The 17863-nt window shown below is 50.2% G+C and carries 18 protein-coding genes; 7 read left to right on the top strand and 11 right to left on the bottom strand.

The features are described from left to right. Positions 1-62 precede the first annotated feature (62 nt). Complete coding sequence (locus ACTTK6_RS08690) at positions 63-392, top strand: four-helix bundle copper-binding protein (protein WP_079474606.1); 330 nt, start codon at positions 63-65, stop codon at positions 390-392. Positions 393-439: 47 nt separating this feature from the next. On the opposite strand, the gene aroA is transcribed toward ACTTK6_RS08690, so the two are convergent. The 8 genes from aroA to ACTTK6_RS08650 form a co-directional block, all read right to left on the bottom strand. After that, a complete protein-coding gene (aroA, locus tag ACTTK6_RS08685) occupies positions 440-1786 on the bottom strand; it encodes a 3-phosphoshikimate 1-carboxyvinyltransferase (protein WP_462833217.1) in 1347 nt (448 codons plus the stop codon). Between the two features lie 77 nt (positions 1787-1863). Beyond that, on the bottom strand, positions 1864-2160 hold the full coding sequence (locus tag ACTTK6_RS08680; protein WP_079474604.1) for a DUF3995 domain-containing protein: 297 nt from the start codon (positions 2158-2160) through the stop codon (positions 1864-1866). Positions 2161-2228: 68 nt separating this feature from the next. Further along, positions 2229-2570 carry a YolD-like family protein gene (locus ACTTK6_RS08675; protein ID WP_079474603.1) on the bottom strand — a complete coding sequence of 114 codons (342 nt, stop codon included), beginning with the start codon at positions 2568-2570 and terminating at the stop codon, positions 2229-2231. Positions 2571-2688: 118 nt separating this feature from the next. Beyond that, positions 2689-4017, bottom strand: coding sequence for a 6-phospho-beta-glucosidase (locus ACTTK6_RS08670; RefSeq protein ID WP_462833200.1), 1329 nt, complete (start codon positions 4015-4017; stop codon positions 2689-2691). Between the two features lie 72 nt (positions 4018-4089). After that, complete coding sequence (locus tag ACTTK6_RS08665) at positions 4090-5520, bottom strand: glycoside hydrolase family 1 protein (RefSeq protein ID WP_462833199.1); 1431 nt, start codon at positions 5518-5520, stop codon at positions 4090-4092. 90 nt (positions 5521-5610) lie between these two features. After that, on the bottom strand, positions 5611-5916 hold the full coding sequence (locus tag ACTTK6_RS08660) for a PTS lactose/cellobiose transporter subunit IIA (RefSeq protein WP_079474600.1): 306 nt from the start codon (positions 5914-5916) through the stop codon (positions 5611-5613). Positions 5917-5937: 21 nt separating this feature from the next. Continuing rightward, positions 5938-7257, bottom strand: a complete 1320-nt coding sequence (gene celB / locus ACTTK6_RS08655; protein WP_079474599.1) for a PTS cellobiose transporter subunit IIC — start codon at positions 7255-7257, stop codon at positions 5938-5940. 12 nt (positions 7258-7269) lie between these two features. Beyond that, the gene (locus tag ACTTK6_RS08650; RefSeq protein ID WP_079474598.1) at positions 7270-7581 is read right to left on the bottom strand and encodes a PTS sugar transporter subunit IIB; all 312 of its coding nucleotides are present in this window, start codon (positions 7579-7581) and stop codon (positions 7270-7272) included. Positions 7582-7809: 228 nt separating this feature from the next. On the opposite strand from ACTTK6_RS08650, the gene ACTTK6_RS08645 reads away from it, so the two are divergent. The 6 genes from ACTTK6_RS08645 to ACTTK6_RS08620 all read left to right on the top strand — a co-directional run bounded on the left by ACTTK6_RS08645 (position 7810) and on the right by ACTTK6_RS08620 (position 15228). Then, positions 7810-9741 carry a BglG family transcription antiterminator gene (locus ACTTK6_RS08645; RefSeq protein ID WP_462833198.1) on the top strand — a complete coding sequence of 644 codons (1932 nt, stop codon included), beginning with the start codon at positions 7810-7812 and terminating at the stop codon, positions 9739-9741. A 161-nt stretch (positions 9742-9902) separates the two neighbouring features. After that, entirely contained in the window at positions 9903-10463 is a 561-nt protein-coding gene (locus ACTTK6_RS08640; RefSeq protein ID WP_079474596.1) for a copper resistance protein CopC, read from the top strand. After that, positions 10460-11551 (top strand): copper resistance D family protein, encoded by a 1092-nt coding sequence (locus ACTTK6_RS08635; RefSeq protein WP_094908139.1) that lies wholly within the window; start codon positions 10460-10462, stop codon positions 11549-11551. The genes ACTTK6_RS08640 and ACTTK6_RS08635 overlap by 4 nt, the downstream gene beginning before the upstream one ends. A 106-nt stretch (positions 11552-11657) precedes the next feature. After that, positions 11658-12296 carry an ABC transporter ATP-binding protein gene (locus ACTTK6_RS08630; protein ID WP_462833197.1) on the top strand — a complete coding sequence of 213 codons (639 nt, stop codon included), beginning with the start codon at positions 11658-11660 and terminating at the stop codon, positions 12294-12296. Then, positions 12293-13081, top strand: a complete 789-nt coding sequence (locus tag ACTTK6_RS08625) for an ABC transporter permease (protein ID WP_462833196.1) — start codon at positions 12293-12295, stop codon at positions 13079-13081. Before ACTTK6_RS08630 ends, ACTTK6_RS08625 begins: the two co-directional genes overlap by 4 nt. A 137-nt stretch (positions 13082-13218) precedes the next feature. Next, positions 13219-15228 (top strand): methyl-accepting chemotaxis protein, encoded by a 2010-nt coding sequence (locus ACTTK6_RS08620; RefSeq protein WP_462833195.1) that lies wholly within the window; start codon positions 13219-13221, stop codon positions 15226-15228. 39 nt (positions 15229-15267) lie between these two features. Here ACTTK6_RS08620 and ACTTK6_RS08615 read toward each other — a convergent pair whose 3' ends face one another. The 3 genes from ACTTK6_RS08615 to ACTTK6_RS08605 all read right to left on the bottom strand — a co-directional run bounded on the left by ACTTK6_RS08615 (position 15268) and on the right by ACTTK6_RS08605 (position 17847). Continuing rightward, entirely contained in the window at positions 15268-16065 is a 798-nt protein-coding gene (locus ACTTK6_RS08615) for a sulfite exporter TauE/SafE family protein (protein WP_233133238.1), read from the bottom strand. A gap of 120 nt (positions 16066-16185) precedes the next feature. Beyond that, entirely contained in the window at positions 16186-16755 is a 570-nt protein-coding gene (locus ACTTK6_RS08610) for a DJ-1/PfpI family protein (RefSeq protein ID WP_079474591.1), read from the bottom strand. Positions 16756-16845: 90 nt separating this feature from the next. Next, the gene (locus ACTTK6_RS08605; RefSeq protein ID WP_462833194.1) at positions 16846-17847 is read right to left on the bottom strand and encodes a LacI family DNA-binding transcriptional regulator; all 1002 of its coding nucleotides are present in this window, start codon (positions 17845-17847) and stop codon (positions 16846-16848) included. Between the last annotated feature and the right edge of the window lie 16 nt (positions 17848-17863).

Genomic DNA, 17863 nt, shown 5'->3' with positions numbered 1-17863 from the left:
TGAATAAATACCCCTTCCGGGAACCCCTATACCAACACCTGATACTAGAAAGGATGATAAAGATGAACGCTGCCCAGAAGGAATGCCTCGAAGCCTGCATCGAATGTATGAAGCAGTGCAATCAATGCTTTAACGACTGCCTGCAGGAGGACGACGTGAAAATGATGGCCGAATGCATACGTCTCGACCGCGAATGTGCAGATATTTGCGCCTTGACGGCTAAAGCCATCCAGTCCAGCAGTCCATTGATGAAGGAGACCGCTCAGTTGTGTGCAGAGGCGTGCAAAGCATGCGGGGATGAATGCGCCAAGCACGACCACCAGCATTGCAAAGACTGCGCAGATGCCTGCTACCGCTGTGAAAAAGCCTGCCGGGAGCTTGCTGCCTCTTAATGCCATACACGCGAAAGCCCTCTCCAAAAACAGAGAGGGCTTCTTTTTTATGAAAATTTAATCGGAACACCGGCTGCTTCAAACAAATCATAGAAGGTTGGACATGTTTTCGACACGCATCCCGGGTCTTCAATATAGATTCCGGGCACCTTCGCTCCCACTAGCGAAAGCGCCATAGCTACCCGGTGATCATCGTACGAATGAAGCGATACGCCGATCGGGGTGCCCGGATATACTTTCAGTCCATCCGAGTATTCATCCACACGGATGCCCATCTTCTGAAGCTCTGTACACGCTGCGTGGATGCGGTCGGATTCATGGTGACGAATATGCTCCACATCCCGGATGGTAATCGGCGCATCAGCAAACGGAGCGAGCGCCGCAACAGTCAACGTCTGATCAGACATTTCCTTCATGCTGAGCTCAAACCCGCCTGACAGCTGTTCCGGGCCTGTAACTTCGATGTAGGTGCTGCCTTTTTCCACATGGCAGCCCATTTTTTCAAACACGTCCACCATACCTATATCCGGCTGGTTCGTGTCCATTGTTAAATTATTAATACGGACCGTTCCGGCTGTCAGCGCTGCCAATGCCATAAAATAACTGGCCGTCGAAGCGTCTGCTTCAAGCGCCATGCTCCGGCCTTGAAAATTCTTTGCCGGCACCTGCATGTCGGTTAAATCCTCATTGTACGTGACCGGGACGCCGAACTGATTCATTAAATCGAGCGTAATGTGCACGTAGGCATGCTGCACAATGTAATCCGGGATTCGGATACGCAGGCCTTCCTGTGTATAAGCGCCCGTCAGCAGCAGGCCGCTGATAAACTGGCTCGATAATTTACCGGAAATGGTTACTTCTTTTCCAGGCAGCCCGCCCGCATGAATTTCAAGCGGATAGAATCCTTTTTTATCTATGTAATGAACGTCTGCCCCGAGCTCCTCAAGGGCTTCCATCAACGGCTCTACTGGTCGTTCGCTCATTCGCTTGCTCGCTTCAACCTTGTAAACGCCGTTTCCGGCTGCTGCAAGCGGGCCTGGAAGAAAACGGGCCGTGGTGCCGGCTGCGCCAATATAGAGCTCGGCTTCCTCCTCGGGCCACCGGCCCCCGCATCCGTGAAGGGTGACCGTATCTCCGTCCACTTCGGATTTCACGCCAAGCGCACGCAGAGCGCCAAGGCACCAGTACGAGTCATCGCTTTTTAAAATTCCGGCCAGCGTGGACGTGCCTTCTGCCAGTGCTGCCATAATCAGCGCCCGGTTTGTAAAGCTTTTACTGCCCGGCACTGTTAAAGAGGTCTGAATCGAGCCGGGCGAAACTGGAGACACGTGCACCTTGTCTACATCCGTTAATGAGGCCCACGGCGAGCGGGCCCGAAAATCTGGTGTACTCATTAAGCATCCGTCCTCTACATCTTTTTCTACATTACACCATGAACCAGTACCGTGCGCAACCAGCGTTTTTTGAAGATCTACACCACACCGGTAAGTGCCGGGCTGACCATAAACCAGAGCAGCAGCACTGCCATAATAATCCAGCCGCTCAGCTTCATCCATCCCGGCTCCCGGCGCGAAAAAGCAATCATGCTCATGAATGCACTGAGCGCAAGCAACAGAATGCCAATCGTCAGCAGCGACCCAAATAACGGCACAAAGGGGCTGTTGTCGGGAAGAGAAAATACGGCAGACACAATGACAGATACAGCAATCAGTCCGACGCCTCCCAGGGAAGACGTTAAGGAAATTCTGCTGAATTTTTTATCCTTCATTTCATTCGCTCCCTTTTGGTTTCTTTTCTTGTCTTCCTTTCCCTTACGCCTATTTCAAAAACGTGCTTTTACGTTTCCACATCCATAATGTCCTGCACGCCTACATACTGGATGCCCCCGCCTGCTTTCATTTTTATTGTTTTATTTAATGCATCAAGATGGAGGATCTTTCCCCTCATTTTTATTTCCGCATAAGGGTCAAACACGTGAAGCGTTACTGTCGAGCCGGACACCAGAGCGTCCTGAAGACGGCGGGAAAACTCTTCAAGCTGCTGCTCATCCCAAACGGGCCTGAACTTCATCCGGTCTTCTTTTTGATGGCGCAGCCACATTTCCCGGTGTTCCGGCAGAATCATCCGGCTGGATTCCCAGCGCATATTCGACCCCGGGGTCAACTTGTTTTCTTTCATCCATAACGCCTCCCTTTGTTTCAGTATACACGAACATTTGTTCTTTTGTGCTTTATCTTTAAAAACAGGAACTTTTCTCTAACAAAAAAGGCCCCCGCTTCAGGAGACCTTCACTGCTTCATACCTTTTCGCTTTGAAAGAACTGCGGCAGATGCTCCCGATGGGCTTCGAGCATGTCATCAAGTATCTGCTTTGCTTTTGTATCAGACGGAACGAGAGGATTAATCGTCATGGCCAGAAGAGCTGTTTCGTAATTTCCCGTTACCGCCGCTTCGGCAGCGACCCGTTCAAACGATTTGATCTGCTGCACCAGTCCGTGGACAGCTACCGGCAGCTCATCAACAGCAATCGGCCTCGGGCCATCTTTGGTAATAACGGAGCTGATTTCCACCGCTGACTCCGCCGGTATACCGGCAACAGCGCCACGATTCCTCGTATTGACTGGCTGAATATCCCGGGTGTCATTATAGATTGAATTGATCAGGCTGCAGGCCGCTTCGCTGTAATAGGCCCCGCCGCGTTGTTCCAGCTGCTCCGGCTTTGTCCGGAGCGTTTCATCAGCATAGAGGGCAAACAGCTCCTCCTCCACCCCCTGGACGACCTCAGCCCGGGTGCCGGTTTCCTCGGCAGCTGCCTGTTCCTCGGCCAGCATTTCTTCTGTTTTATAGTAGTACCGGTGATACGGGCATGGCAGCACCTGCAAAGCCCGGATAAATTCGGGCTCCCACCCGAGTGCCGCAATATTTTTCATGGTGGAAACGTTCGCCGGATCCGCTACTGCTTCGAGCGCCTGCTGCTTTATATCGTTACCATCGAGATAGATATTAAGTCCGTAAACCATATGGTTCAGTCCGGCAAAATCAATACGTACACGGTCGCCGTCTACTCCAAGCGCTTCAGCCACTCCCATCTGCATTCCCACCGGGACGTTGCAGAGGCCGACAATGCGTTCATGGTTCGTATAGCGCAGCACCGCTTCTGTCACCATGCCAGCCGGATTCGTAAAGTTCACAAGCCACGCATCCGGGCACAGCCGCTCGATGTCATGCACAATGTCAATAATAACTGGAATGGTCCGCAGTCCTTTAAACAGCCCGCCCGGCCCGTTCGTCTCCTGGCCGATCACGCCGTAGGAAAGCGGGATCCGCTCATCCTTCGCCCGGGCTTCAAGCATGCCAACCCGAAACTGAGTGGTGACAAAGTCCGCGCCCGGCAGCGCTTCCTCCCGGCTGTAGGAAAGGTGCACGGTCATATCGATACCCGCTTCAGCTGCCATACGCTGGGCGAGTTTTCCTACGATCTCCAGCTTTTCTTTTCCTTCCGGAATATCCACGAGCCACAGCTCTTTCACCGGCAGTTCGTGATGCCTTTTAATAAATCCCTCCACGAGCTCAGGCGTATAGCTCGAGCCCCCGCCGATCGTTACAATCTTAATACCTTTCTTCATTGTCTCGCTCCTTTTTTCTGCGTGTTTTTATACAGACCAGGCCGCCTGCGGATAGACAGACGGCCCGTAATGCTATTTTTCAAATCCGTTGTTTTTGTGTACATCAGTGATCCAGTAGGCACTCTTTTTCGGCGTACGCTCCTGCGTGTCGATATTGACGGAAAAATAGCCGTAGCGGTTTTTGTAGGCATTCATCCACGACCAGTTGTCGATAAACGACCAGAGATGGTACCCTTTAGCGTTAGCGCCTTCTTCGATGGCCCGGTGCAGCCATTCAAGATGGTCCTGGATGAACTCAATACGGTAATCGTCCTGAATCATGCCGTTTTCCATAAAACGGGCCTCGTCCTGAATCATGCCGTTTTCCATAAAACGGGCCTCGTCCTGGACCCCCATCCCGTTTTCAGAAATGAACGACGGAATATTTCCGTAGTTATCACGGAGATTGATCATAATGTCGTATACACCCTTCGGATAAATCTCCCATCCACGATAAGGGTTCATTTTCCGGCCAGGCATTTCGTAGTGGTCAAAAAACCATTCGGGTAGTATCGGAGCACCCGGGTTCGGCAGGTTTTCCTTCGCTTTGACCCGGCGCGGCTGGTAATAGTTCACACCCAGCAGGTCGACTTTCCCCTCTTTAATCAGTTCTTTGTCTCCACTCTCGGTATCCGGAAGCACTCCGTGCTCTCCGAGCAGGTCAATCAGCTCCTGAGGATACTCCCCGAGCACTGTGGGATCGAGAAAGCTCCGGTTAAAAAATAAATCGGCAATCCGGGAAGCCTTCAGATCTGCCGGATGGCTGCTTCTTGGATAGGAAGGCGTCAGGTTCAAAATAACGCCGATTTCCCCGCCGGTTCGGTCTTTTTCACGAAAAGCCTTCACCGCAAACACGTGAGAGAGAAGCGTATGATAGCCCACCTGGGCCGCCCGCTTCATGTCGACCACGTTAGGATAGTGAAAGTCGTACATGTAGCCGCCCTCCACCGGAACAATCGGTTCATTGTGGGTAAACCACTTTTTTACCCGGTCGCCGAACAGATCAAAGCAGATGCTGGCGTAACGGCCAAAGTGTTCCGCTACAGCTCTGTTTTCCCAGCCGCCCATCTCCTGCATCGCCATCGGCATATCAAAATGATATAAACAGACAAACGGTTCTACGCCCTTGTCGATCATTTCGTCGATAACGTTGTTATAAAAGTCGACCGCTTCCTGATTCACTTCTCCGGAGCCGTCCGGGATCAGCCGGGACCAGGAGATCGACAGGCGAAAGGAATTAAAATGAATGTTCTTCATCCGGGCGATGTCGTCCTTGTACTGATGATAAAAATCGGATGTGGTGCCAGGGCCCACCCCGTCAAAAAAGCGATTCGGCTCTTCGTCAAACCACTGGTCCCAAATATTCTTTCCTTTGCCGCCTTCCTTCGCGGCGCCTTCAATCTGCGTGGCGGATGTGGCCGCCCCCCACCAGAATCCTTTTGGAAACGTGAACTGTTCTGCCATGGTTAGTACCTCCTAGAATAATCGTTCCTGTATGTTTATCACAAAAAGCAGGGCCCCGGCTTTTCTCTTTCTGCCGGGTCCCCAGGATACTTAACGCGTACGGTAGACTTCTACAATCTCTTCCGCCAGGTCTCGGACCGTCATGGAGGTCATCAAATGATCCTGCGAGTGAATCAGCATGACGTTGACGGAAAAATCCTCACCGCTTGCTTCTTTCGTGAGCAGGTTGGTCTGGTAGGAATGTGCTTTCCCGAGCTCTTCCCCTGCTTCCTTGATCAGTTCTTCTGCACGGTCGAAATTGCCGGCCTTTGCTTCCTGGATCGCTTCCATGGCGTTTGCTTTGCCGTTGCCAGCGTATAATATAATTTGAAACGCCGTTTCTGTTAACGCTTCCATAGTTTCCACTCCTATCCTGATTTAACCGCTTTTTTGCTTGTTGTCTGCATTTGTCGTTTCTTTTTCTGCTTCTACTTCGTTCCGGAAATACTGGCGGTCCAGAATCCGAAGGAACGGGAACCAGATGATAAACACCACGGCCAGGTTAAACAGCTGCAGCACAGCTCCCTGCCAGGCGTTTCCAGTAGCTAGAAATCCACTTAAGAAAATCGGGGTGGTCCATGGAACGATGATACCTGCCGGCTTTGGCACCAGGCCGATCGACATCGTTACATACGTTATGACTGCAATAACGACCGGAGCTACCAGCCACGGGATTAATATTAACGGATTCATGATGATCGGCAGACCGAAAATAATCGGTTCATTGACGTTAAAGAACCCTGGAGGGCCGCCGACTTTGCCGAGCTGTTTCGCCTGTTTACTGCGGGCGAGCATAAACAGCCAGAGCACAATCGCAAGCGTCATCCCGGAACCGCCCATCCCTACAATAAAGGTATCAATGAACTGTTTGGTGACCACGTTTGGCAGTTCTTCTCCTGCCTGGAAGGCACTCAAGTTCTGTTCATTCAGCGCATACCAGATTGGGTCGAACACAGAGTTAACCAGAATCTGCCCGTGCAGGCCGAAAAACCAGAAGATCTGGATCATCAGAACAGCAATGATCGTCGCCGGGAGTCCGCTGCCAAGCGCGGTTAACGGCTCCTGCAAAACGGTATAAATAAAGTTCTGGGCAGAATCAAACGGGGTAAGGCTGAACAAAATACGGATAGCGAGAAAAACTGATAAGGTCAGAGCGATAGGAATCAGCGCACTGAACGATCTTGACACTGCCTCCGGAACCCCGGCCGGCATTTTAATCGTCAAGTTTTTTTGTACGAAGTAGCGGTACAGCTCAGCCGCGAGGAACGCGGTCAGTATGCCAACAAACATGCCTTCGGCTCCGAGGGTGGATGTTGGTATAACCCCTTCTACACCCTCGAAGGTCTGCGGTGTTAGTATGATAAAACCAGCAAGGGCTACAACCCCGCCGTAAAGTGCTTCCACGCCGTAAGAAGCTGTTAATTTATACCCTATACCGATGATAACAAAAAGCCCCATAATACTGAGCGTGGATGCCGACGCCGGGCCAAGCGCTGCCTGATAGGCTGCATAGGCGTCTTCCCCAATCAGCTGGTCCAGAAAAGGAAAATTAGCGATAACAACTAAAATAGAGCCAAAAATGATTAACGGCAGGGCAATCAAAAACCCGTCGCGCAAAGCCGTCAAATGACGGTTGTTATTTAATTTCTCCGCGATCGGCATCAGAATATTTTCCAATACCTCCATAAAACGATTCATGTGTCTTCCTCCCTATTTTTGCTCGTTTAACAGCTTCATGGCGTGATCAAGTACAGCTTTTCCGTCTACACGTCCGTAAGCAACGGCATCAATAATATCAAGCGGGATCCCCTGCTCGTCGGCAACCTTGCCGAATTTTTTCTTCATAAAGCGCATCTGCGGACCGATCAAAAGTACATCAGCCTTTTTAATTTCTTCCGGTGCTTTATCCTGGGCTGCTGCCCATATTTCTGCCTGAACCCCCTGCTCATCAGCGGCTTCTTTCATTTTTGAAACAAGAAGGCTTGTCGACATTCCGGCGGAGCATGCTAATAAAATATTCATTGATATTCCTCCAATTAAGATAAAATGATGTGCGGTTGATATATTCAATATAATAAAAGAGCGCTTTCATAGATAGGGAAGGTTCTTCCGCTAGGAAGCGGAAATGATTTGTACTTCTTTCCTGCTTCTTTTGTGCTACTTTTATAGTATCCCTACTTGTGCGCTGTAGATAATGAAAATTTCTACAGCGCTTACATATATGGTTACCTTAAGGGGGGCTAAAGAGATATGACTACACGCAGCAACAGCATTTTAAGAGAATTAGTCGCAAGCGGCGTGCCGGTGACCGGAAGCTATCTGGCGTCTTTGCACCAGGTGTCAAGCCGGACCATCCGGGAGGACATCAAAGGAATTCAGACAACGCTTCAGTCGCACGGGGCAGAAATTGAAGCCGTTAAAGGGAAGGGATACCAGCTGAAAATCATCAACAATGACAAGTTCCGGGCCTATGTAAAGGAATGCCTGCAGCCGGCATCCCCTGCTTCCCGGGCTCTCCCCAGTCTGCCCGAAGAACGGGTTTCTTATTTAATTCAGCGCCTTCTTCTTGCCAGTTCCTTCATCAAGCTGGATGAGCTTGCCGATGAGATGTTTGTCAGCCGGTCCACCGTGCAGAACGATTTGAAAAAGGTACGGGACATTTTAAAGAATTACAGTATTGCCCTGGAGCGGACGGCCAATGACGGTCTCCATCTTCAAGGAAGCGAGATGCGCATGCGGTTTTGTATCGTGGAGTATATCTTTGACCGCCAGAACGAACAGCCTCGCCACGACCAGTCGTTGCCGTTTCTCCATCTTTCCGAAGAAGAACGAAAAAGCATCTGGAGCATTATTTTAAAGCAGATAAAAATGCAGCATATATCCCTATCCGATATTGCCCTGCACAATTTATTCAACCATATCCTGATTGCCTACCAGCGCATTCAGGACGAGTATTACGTATCGATGTATCACGCAGAATTTGACGAACTGACGCAAAAGCGTGAATACCAGGTAGCCAAAAATATGGTCACAGAAATCAACCAAACCTGGGAGGTGTCGTTCCCGGAGGAAGAGATTGCCTATATTACGCTTCATCTGCTTGGCACCCGTCTATTTGACAATGAAGCAGGAACAGCAGAAGCAGTAAAAAATTCCCTTGATACGGATACCTACAAAATGGTCGCTTTTCTGCTCCAGCATATCGATAGGGAACTGCATTTAACACTCCAGCACGACCAGGAGCTCGTCATTGCCCTGGCCCTTCATCTGCAGCCTGCGATCAGCCGATTCCGTTACAATATGAATGTGCGCAATCCGATGCTTGCTGATATTAAGGCTGGCTACCCGCTCGCCTTTGAAGCCGGGGTCATCGCCGGCATCGCTCTCGAAGAGCATTACGATATTCGTATTGATGAAAACGAAATCGGCTATTTGGCCCTCCATATCGGTGCCGCGCTGGAACGCAGTAAAATGGAAACAGCTCCTGCACGCTGTCTGATCGTCTGCGCCTCTGGCCGGGGAAGCGCCCAACTCCTCTACTACCGGCTTCAGGCAACATTCGGCAGGCGGCTTCACATTCAGGGGACGACAGAATATTACCGTCTGCGGGAGATGGATTTTGATCATATCGACGTCATCATCAGCTCGGTCCCCATTTATGATGACCTGCCGGTGCCCGTGCTTCAGGTCAATACGATTTTAAGCGAAACGGATCTTCGTATTATTGAAGGGTTTATTTCCAAAGAACCCGCCATCCGTATGTATTTACGGGAATCACTCGTCTTTTTGCATCAATCATTTTCCACCACAGAGCAAATACTCCAATTTTTCGAACGGGAGCTGGATGAGCGGAATTTAATTGATGATGGTTTTCTTGATTCTGTTCTTGAGCGGGAAAACGTGGCTCCGACAGCCTTCGGGAATCTTGTGGCCATCCCTCATCCAGTTACGCCAAAGACCGAAGAAACCTTTTTAGCCTTCTGCACGCTCGACAAACCTGTCCGCTGGGGTGAGCGTCCCGTCCAGCTTGTCTGCCTGCTGAATGTAAAAAAAGACAGCACCGAAGACCTGCAGGAAATGTATGAGCTGCTGGGCCGGGTTATTGAACAGCCCAAGTTAATCCAGCGACTGTTAAAAGCAGAAACGGCCGAAGGATTTTTGCAACTTCTTTCCTCCTCCTGAATTGTGCAGGCAAAGAAATTCCTTGCCCTGCTTTTTTTCTGCCTGAAAAACGATTTTCGTAAATTATTCACATCTTTTTCTCCTTTTCGAACTTATTCTTTGGTATAAAGGGAGAAGAAGTTAATAATCACGGTCTCGTTTATATAAAAGGAGGAAAATTTATGCGCCGATTAATTGCCTGCCTAGCCGCCGGCTTTCTGCTCTCTCCTGCAGTGGCCGATGCCCATACACACCTCGAAAGCTCCGAGCCTGAAGAAGGAGCCACCGTGGAAGCACCGGAAGAAATCACGTTTTATTTTGACGGCCCTATTGAAGACTACAACGGAGTCACGGTCAAAGACGCAGAAGGAAATGATGTGGAAACTGCTGACGTTTTCATCGAGCCCGAAGACCAATTGAATGTGACCATGGAAGATCCGCTCGATGCGGGAGAATACGAAGCATCTTTTGATATTGTCAGCGAAGACGGCCACATTATGGAGGACAGCTCTTCCTTTACTGTAGAAGAAGCATCCGAAGAAGAAACGGCCACCTCTGATGATGCCTCCTCTTCTGAAAACAACGCGGAAGGAGCGGAGGAAAACGCCGACGGTGAAACCGAAAGTGCCATTAATGAAGAAGAAGCCGGCTCCGGGTTCGGCATAACCATTGGAGTAATCGGCCTCGGTCTCGTAGTCGCCATTGTGGCCCTATTCCTGTTCCGCCTTAAGCGCCGGACATGATTCTTGCAGCAGGTAACGCTCTGCAGTATTTGTTTTTTGCTGTGCTCGCCGGTACGCTTGTGCTTCAGCTTATCCCTGCAACGCACCGGCCGGCTCTTTCTATTCCATTTTTCGTTCCGGCGGTTGCCGCAGCCCTGCTTCCTGTCGTTTCTTTTGTGCCTATCGCAATGCTCGCACAAACGGTGGCTGCAGGTAGAGACATGCCTTTTTTCGGCGCCCTCGAGCGCATACTGTTCCAGTACGAAGTAGGCCAGAGCTGGGTAGTGCTGTTTGTCCTGAGCTTTTTCCTGCTCGGGATATTCATTCTTTTTTTTCATTCCACCGGAATGTCCAGAGCTTCTGCCATCGTTGGCCTGGTTCTTATCATGGGTATGATCGGAGCTTTAGGAGCCTCCGGCCACGCCGCCAACGCTATCCCGCTCATCGGCGGGACGCTTCATTTTTTCCATCTGCTTGCGGTGAGCCTGTGGATTGGCACGCTTTTAATGGTCAGCTGGTTTGCCATTTCCTATAAACAATGGGCTTCTTTTTTGGAATGGTTCACACTGATCGCTATCATGTGTGTCATCATCATTGCCTTTACTGGCGTAATCATGGGGCAGCTGCTGACAGACCCATTTATCGGCTCCTGGGCTCTTCCTTACGGCGAAGCCCTTGTCTGGAAGCATTTGTTTTATATAGTTATCCTTATGTTTGCACTTTTTAATGGCATATTTATCCGCAGGCGCCTGCAACAGGTCACAGATTATAATCCACGGCAATGGCTGCGGGCAGAAAGTCTGACGGCCGTACTTATCTTTGTTATTACTGCTTTTATGACCGAACAGGAGCCAAGCGGCAGCCTGCATTATGAAAACCCGGCCTTTTTATTTCATGTGCTCTACCCTGCTTCCGTGCCCGACAGTGCTTCCTTCCAGCTGCAGCTGCATCCCATCACCATTTTAAGTGTGCTGTTATCCATCGGGTTTTTATATTTGATGGTGCAGAGCTTTCATCGCGGACGCTCGCCGCTCAGCGTTTTTGCTCTCGGCTGTATGTTTGTGCTGAGTGCATATACCGGCCTCGTATATATTCTCGATTTTGTCTGAGCAAGCATTCTGCCCAAGCGCTCATGGAAATATTCATGAGTGCTTTTTTATTTACGCATCGATTATTTCCCGGCAATAATCTAAATTAATGAAAGGGGGCCGTTTTATGTTTCAGTTGGACAACGTAAAGTATAAAAACATTATTAACACGAAACAGCTGACCATCCCCGCGGACACCATCACCGCTGTCACGGGCCCAAGCGGTTCGGGAAAATCAACACTTCTGCGTCTGCTCAATTACCTGGTCAGCCCGGACAGCGGCACTGTTTCCTACCATGGAAAACCGTTCTCCGACTGGGAGCCCACAGAATTGCGCAGGCAGGTGATGATGCTTCCGCAGCAGCCGGTGCTGTTCGGGGAAACAGTAGCTGAAAACCTTCAGGCCGGAAGACTATTCAGCGGCAGGGAGGAAGTTTCTGAAGAAAAGCTCACTGCTGCGGCGCAACAGTGCATGCTGAATAAACAGCTCAGTGACTCTGCCGAAAATCTGTCCGGCGGAGAACAGCAGCGTCTCTCCCTCGCCCGGCTGCTTCTTGCCGGGCCCGACGTCTATTTGCTGGACGAGCCGACGTCGGCGCTTGATGAAGATATGGAATGGAACGTCATGGAACGATTTCTGGCCGAGGCCCGGCGTGCTGCCAAAGGCGTTATTTTCGTCAGCCATGCAGCGGCGATGGCTGACCATTTTGCCGACCATACCATTCAGTCAGATTCATTTACCAGAGGGGGAGGCTTGAAAACATGACTGAAAACACCTCTATTATCGAGCTGTCGTTCTGGCAAATTCTTGCCGCCTACGTGTTTATCGTTCTTCTGCTCGTCATCGTGCGCTGGCGGAAAATCCCCCGGGAGAAAGAAATATTGATTTCTTCGCTCCGTATGACGTTTCAGCTGCTGTTAATGGGCTACGTGCTCATGTTTTTATTTGAAAACCCGAACCCCTGGCTCACATCGCTGATTGTCCTTTTTATGCTCAGCTTTGCAATCTGGAATATTTTCCAGCGCGTCCGTGGTCCTCTGAGCCGGGAAATGAAACGGGCGATTGCTGTATCGATGAGCATCGGCACCATTCTGAGCCTGCTGTACTTCAATTTTGTCGTTATCCAGTTTGCACCGTGGTTTAATCCGCGTTACTTTATTCCAATTGCCGGCATGATTATCGGCAATTCCATGACTGGTATTACACTTGGGGTCCAGACGCTCACTGAACACCTGCACAGCCAGCGCTCCCGGGTGGAAGCTGCACTAATGCTCGGGGCAACGCCGAACCAGGCTACCCGTAAACTTGTAAATCAGTCATTCGATGCAGCCATCCTTCCAACGATTAACAACATGGTCGGCGCAGGAATCGTGTTTTTGCCCGGCATGATGACCGGACAGATTATTTCCGGCGTCAATCCGGTGACAGCGATTGGCTACCAGATTGCCATTCTTTTGGGCATTACCGGAGCCGTAGCTCTCAGCGTAATTTTATTTACCCAGCTCGGCTACAAAACGTATTTTAACGACCGCATGCAGCTGAAGGATTGATCGGCAAGCTGCTTGTTGTAGGTGGGCAGAGGCGTGTAATTCTCTCTTTCTACCTTCCTGAAAAGCTTCACTTTTTTTTCATTCGCCCGATATGAATAAGAGAAGGTATTCGTTTACATATTGGGGAGTGGATAAACATGAAGGAAAAATTATTACAGCTGAATCTTCGAAAAAAATTACTTATTTGGTTGTTAGCGATTGGCCTGCTTCCGGCTGCTGCTGTCGCTTTTTTTGTCTTTCAGGAAAGCAGCAGTGTCGTCGTTGCCGAAGAAGAAGAAAAACTGACCATGGCTTCGGAAGCCGCCGCAGAGGAGATGGACCGCTGGCTCGTTAAACGGCTCGATGAAATTGTGCTCGCTGCGGGAACCCAGGACATGCAAAGCGGTGACACAGATACCCGTCTCAGCCTGATGAATCAAATCATTGACCGCGACGAAACGTTTGAAACGGTCGTATTCACCGAACCGGATGGCATCGTGGAAGCGCACACTACCGAAGAAAATATCGGAGAGCTTGACCTTAGCGACAGAGACTATTTTAAAAATGGCATGAACGGCGAAACGACGATTTCAGATGTTCTCACCTCCAATTCCACCGGCAACCGTATCGTGGTTGTGGCTTCTCCGGTGACTGCCTCTAACGGGGATATCACCGGTGTCATGTCCGCTTCTGTTAATTTCGACGCTTTAATGGAGCGCTATGCTGGGAGCGGTGATGAAAGCAGCGCTGTGCCAATTCTCGTCGATAACCAAAATGTGATTCAGCTTCACCCGCAGGAGGATCTGATCGGCCAGCCGGTCGGCCAGGCTGATATCAGCAGTGAGTGGCAGGCTTTGCTTGCCGGAGAACACGAAGAAGCTTCCTCTACCACGCTGGACAACAGCAATGAACAATTACTCGTATCCGCCTCTCCCGTTCAGGAAGCAGGCTACAGTATTTTCTTCCTGACCCCGATGGAGGAGGTTCTCGCAGCAACCGACGGCCTGAAATGGACGGTGCTTACCATTATTGGGGCGGCGGTTCTATTAATTACCGGTGCCGCTTTCCTAATCGCCGGCCGTATTACAAAACCGATCCGTTTAATTACTGAACGGGTGAAGCAGGTAGCCGATGATGACTTAACCGGAGAAGACATTGAGCTGAACCAGCAGGATGAAATCGGCCAGCTCGCCAAACATTTTAACCGGATGAGCACCAGGCTGAAGGAGCTGATCGGCCAGTTTGATATGAGCTCCCGGCTGCTTCAGGATTCATCAGAGCAGCTGTTGTCAAATTCCAATAAATCCAGCCAGGCTATCACCGAGGTCAATGCTTCCCTGCAGCAGGTGGCGTCCGGCTCCGAACAACAGTCTGTAAGCATTAAAGAAAGTACAGGAGCCATGGAAGAAGTTTCTAAAGGGGTTCAGGAAGTGGCAGGCAGTACGACCTCCATTTCCGAGCATGCGGCCTCAACGACAGAAAAAGCGAACGATGGTCTTGTTACTATGAGCGAGGCGCTGGACAAGATGCAATCCATTCATACGTCCGTCGAACGTTCCAATGAAGTAAATCAGACGCTGAGCGCCCGCTCCAGGGAAATTGAAAACATCTTGAACGTCATCACCACCATTTCAGAGCAGACAAACCTGCTTGCTTTAAATGCAGCTATTGAAGCTGCAAGGGCAGGAGAGCACGGCAAAGGGTTTACTGTTGTCGCTGAAGAAGTCCGAAAGCTTGCTGAGCAGTCCAGGGATTCTTCGTCCCAGATCGCCTCAATCATTACTACAATTCAAACTGAAATTCAGGATTCCGCCGTTTCCATGGAGCAGGTCACTGGCGAGGTGCAGGACGGCCTGCGGATGACTGAACAGGCTAAGGCTGCTTTTCAGGAGATTTCAGATTATACGAATGAAGTAAGTGTACGCCTTGAAAGCGTAGCAGCTACTTCGGAGCAGATGGCAGCAAGCTCACAGGAAATTACTGCTTCTTTCGATGAAATTTCGGCCATTTCGGAGCACAATGCCGGCACCTCTCAAAGCGTAGCCTCCGCTTCGGAAACGCAGCTTCAGTCAGTAGAAGAGATTGACGCTCTCGCAGAAGCGCTGAATATGATGTCCAAGGAATTAAACACAATCGTATCGCACTTTAAGACCGAGAACGAACAGTGAATAGTAAAAATCCCGACTCTATATAAGAGCCGGGATTTTTTACGCTGTGCCGAAGATCAGCCTTAGTGAAACAACTATGAGACTAGCAGCCAATACACGCAGAATAATGGCCCCCGGCAGTTTTGCTGCAAGCGCAGAACCAGCCTGGCCGCCTATTAAAGCACCAATTGCCAGCCAGAGCACACTTTCCCACTGCACATGGCCAAAATAAGCATGGGCTCCTGTCCCCACTGCCGCCGAGAGCACCATTAAAAACATCGATGTTGCTGTTGCAATATGGGCAGGGAAAGCGAGCAGCATTACCATCGTCGGTACCATGACGGAGCCTCCTCCCACGCCAAACGATGTCGAAATAACGCCAACACCGAGAGCAATCGACAGGCCGATCCATCGATTGTACGAGTATTCATATGTATGGCCACTAAGGTCTGTAAATGTCCGTCTGGTCGTGGGCCTGCCGGCGCTTCGCTGTTTGTTTTTCGGGCGGAACAGCAAAAACAGGGCCATACAGAATAAAAAGATACCAAAAGCGGTATAAAATGTGTCGGTATCGAAAAACTGGGTCAGCCACGCGCCAAAAACTGCGCCCGGCATCATGGCGAGCGCAAAATAGACTCCGCTTTTATAATCAATCCGTTTTTGCTTCGAATACGTCCATGTGCTTGAAATAGCAGTAAATAATAGGACAGCCATCGAAGTTCCGGCAATATCCGAGGCCTGCATTGGAAAAAACAGTGCAAGTATCGGCACTATAATAAACGCCCCGCCCAGGCCGACCAGTGAACCGCAAGTAGCAGCTAAGACACCTGTCAGCAGTAATAAAAGAGCTTCCATCATCTCCGTGCCTTCTTTCTTTTATGTAATCCAGCTCTATTTTAGCACGAACATGTCTCCGACTGCCTCCCAGCACGCAAAAAACCAGCCGGTTTGTGAAAGCCGGCTGGCATAGCACTCGTTTTACGTTGTCACCGGAGCCTCGTTCACCTGTTTCACAAACTCCCGCATAATGGCAGGCAGATCCGGCCACGCATGCCCGGAGACCAGGTTTTTGTCCACATAATCCATTTCATTGACGTATTCCGCGCCCATGCTTTCTACTTCCGGTTTGCAGGCCTGGTAAGCGGTCATCTTTCTTCCTTTTGCCACCTCAGCGATCGGAGTCAGTACGAGGCTGCCGTGGCACATTACCGCAATCGGTTTCTCCTTTTCAAAGAAATGCTTCACGATTTCAAGCAGGTCATTGTTCATCCGGATGTGCTCCGGCGCTCTTCCTCCTGGGATGATTAACGCATCATAATCAGAGGCCTTCACATTTTCAAAAGCAACATTCGCTTCGATGCCGTATCCCGGCTTTTCCGTATATGTCTCCCAGTCCTCAAAATCGTGTATCACCGTATGCAGCTTTTTGACACTGGCCGCCGCCAGATCCACGTGATACCCCTCTTCCATACACCGAAAATACGGGTAGTACACTTCCAGCGCTTCTACGGCATCGCCGGCCACGATCAATACTTTTTTCGCACTCATCGTACACGCTCCTTTTTTGATTAATGGCAAACTTACTTTAGTTCTATACCCTTTTTTCTGTAATTGAAATACGTTTTTGTGTAAAAAGGTTTAAGCTCTGCCGCAGCTTTCTCTTTTTTGCAGTTCAGTCGCTACCAGAACCGTTTTGGGAATCGTTCTTCTTCCATCAAGTCTTTCGAGCAGAAGATCTACTGCCGTTTCTCCCATTACTTCTGTGTAAACCTTCACGGATGTCAGCGGCGGGTAAACAAACTTTGCTACACTGACGTCGTTGACGCTCGCGACGCTGATATCGTCCGGCACTCTGATCTGCTCTTCGTGAAGTGCACGCAGACACCCGACGGCCATCGTGTCATTTGCCACAAACAACGCTGTCGGCCTGGCCTCCGGATTCATGGCGGCCAGCTCATTTTTTATTAATTCATAGCCGTCCTGCACAGTAAAGCGTCCTGTGCGTATCCACGGAGCTGCGTCCCGGCCCTGTGCATCCATCAGCTGTTTAAATGTTTCCTCGCGGGGGTCTGGAATGATGGCTGTTTCCGATGGATAGGTTTCCCGTCCTCCAAGATAACCGATGCGTGTATGCCCAAGCTCCCAAAGGTATGAAAGAATTTTTTCTGTGACACGCTGGAAATCGGCAATAACAGCGTCAAACATTTCTTCCCCCGGACTGGAATCCACAAAAACAAGCTGCGTGCTTACTTGCTGAAGAAGACCTGCCTGCGCTGGGCTGAATTTACCTACCGCAATAACCGGCTCGCTTTCGGATGTCTCCTGCTCCAGAAACTCCTCCAGAAGCAGGCGCCTGGCCCGGATTCCCAGTTCTTCGCAACGCTTTTCAATACCCAGCCTGATGGACAGATAGTACAGGTCTTCGAGTTCTTCCTGTTCGGTGTACCAGTAAACGATGGTAAGCGCCTGTACAGCCTGTTTACGTTTTGCGTGCTTCGTATAATTCAATGCTTCTGCGGTCTGGAAAATACGCTGCTTTGTGCTTTCCGCTACTGACAGGGTATTATCGTAGTTTAACACCCGGGATACAGTCGCTATCGACACACCGGCTTCCTTTGCAATATCCTTTATCGTTGCCATGTCATCAGCTTCCTTT

This window comes from Marinococcus salis (assembly GCF_054971365.1).
The sequence above is the reverse complement of the archived record's forward strand: the minus strand, read 5'-3'. Positions and strand labels throughout refer to the sequence as shown.

Excerpts from the sequence above, each read along its gene's own strand:
- ACTTK6_RS08645 (WP_462833198.1), top strand. The coding sequence starts at position 7,810 with ATGACTACACGCAGCAACAGCATTTTAAGAGAATTAGTCGCAAGCGGC.
- aroA (WP_462833217.1), bottom strand. The coding sequence starts at position 1,786 with ATGAGTACACCAGATTTTCGGGCCCGCTCGCCGTGGGCCTCATTAACG.
- ACTTK6_RS08620 (WP_462833195.1), top strand. The coding sequence starts at position 13,219 with ATGAAGGAAAAATTATTACAGCTGAATCTTCGAAAAAAATTACTTATT.
- ACTTK6_RS08625 (WP_462833196.1), top strand. The coding sequence starts at position 12,293 with ATGACTGAAAACACCTCTATTATCGAGCTGTCGTTCTGGCAAATTCTT.
- ACTTK6_RS08675 (WP_079474603.1), bottom strand. The coding sequence starts at position 2,570 with ATGAAAGAAAACAAGTTGACCCCGGGGTCGAATATGCGCTGGGAATCC.
- ACTTK6_RS08615 (WP_233133238.1), bottom strand. The coding sequence starts at position 16,065 with ATGATGGAAGCTCTTTTATTACTGCTGACAGGTGTCTTAGCTGCTACT.
- ACTTK6_RS08605 (WP_462833194.1), bottom strand. The coding sequence starts at position 17,847 with ATGGCAACGATAAAGGATATTGCAAAGGAAGCCGGTGTGTCGATAGCG.
- ACTTK6_RS08630 (WP_462833197.1), top strand. The coding sequence starts at position 11,658 with ATGTTTCAGTTGGACAACGTAAAGTATAAAAACATTATTAACACGAAA.
- ACTTK6_RS08680 (WP_079474604.1), bottom strand. The coding sequence starts at position 2,160 with ATGAAGGATAAAAAATTCAGCAGAATTTCCTTAACGTCTTCCCTGGGA.
- celB (WP_079474599.1), bottom strand. The coding sequence starts at position 7,257 with ATGAATCGTTTTATGGAGGTATTGGAAAATATTCTGATGCCGATCGCG.
- ACTTK6_RS08635 (WP_094908139.1), top strand. The coding sequence starts at position 10,460 with ATGATTCTTGCAGCAGGTAACGCTCTGCAGTATTTGTTTTTTGCTGTG.
- ACTTK6_RS08665 (WP_462833199.1), bottom strand. The coding sequence starts at position 5,520 with ATGGCAGAACAGTTCACGTTTCCAAAAGGATTCTGGTGGGGGGCGGCC.
- ACTTK6_RS08690 (WP_079474606.1), top strand. The coding sequence starts at position 63 with ATGAACGCTGCCCAGAAGGAATGCCTCGAAGCCTGCATCGAATGTATG.
- ACTTK6_RS08610 (WP_079474591.1), bottom strand. The coding sequence starts at position 16,755 with ATGAGTGCGAAAAAAGTATTGATCGTGGCCGGCGATGCCGTAGAAGCG.
- ACTTK6_RS08670 (WP_462833200.1), bottom strand. The coding sequence starts at position 4,017 with ATGAAGAAAGGTATTAAGATTGTAACGATCGGCGGGGGCTCGAGCTAT.
- ACTTK6_RS08640 (WP_079474596.1), top strand. The coding sequence starts at position 9,903 with ATGCGCCGATTAATTGCCTGCCTAGCCGCCGGCTTTCTGCTCTCTCCT.
- ACTTK6_RS08660 (WP_079474600.1), bottom strand. The coding sequence starts at position 5,916 with ATGGAAGCGTTAACAGAAACGGCGTTTCAAATTATATTATACGCTGGC.
- ACTTK6_RS08650 (WP_079474598.1), bottom strand. The coding sequence starts at position 7,581 with ATGAATATTTTATTAGCATGCTCCGCCGGAATGTCGACAAGCCTTCTT.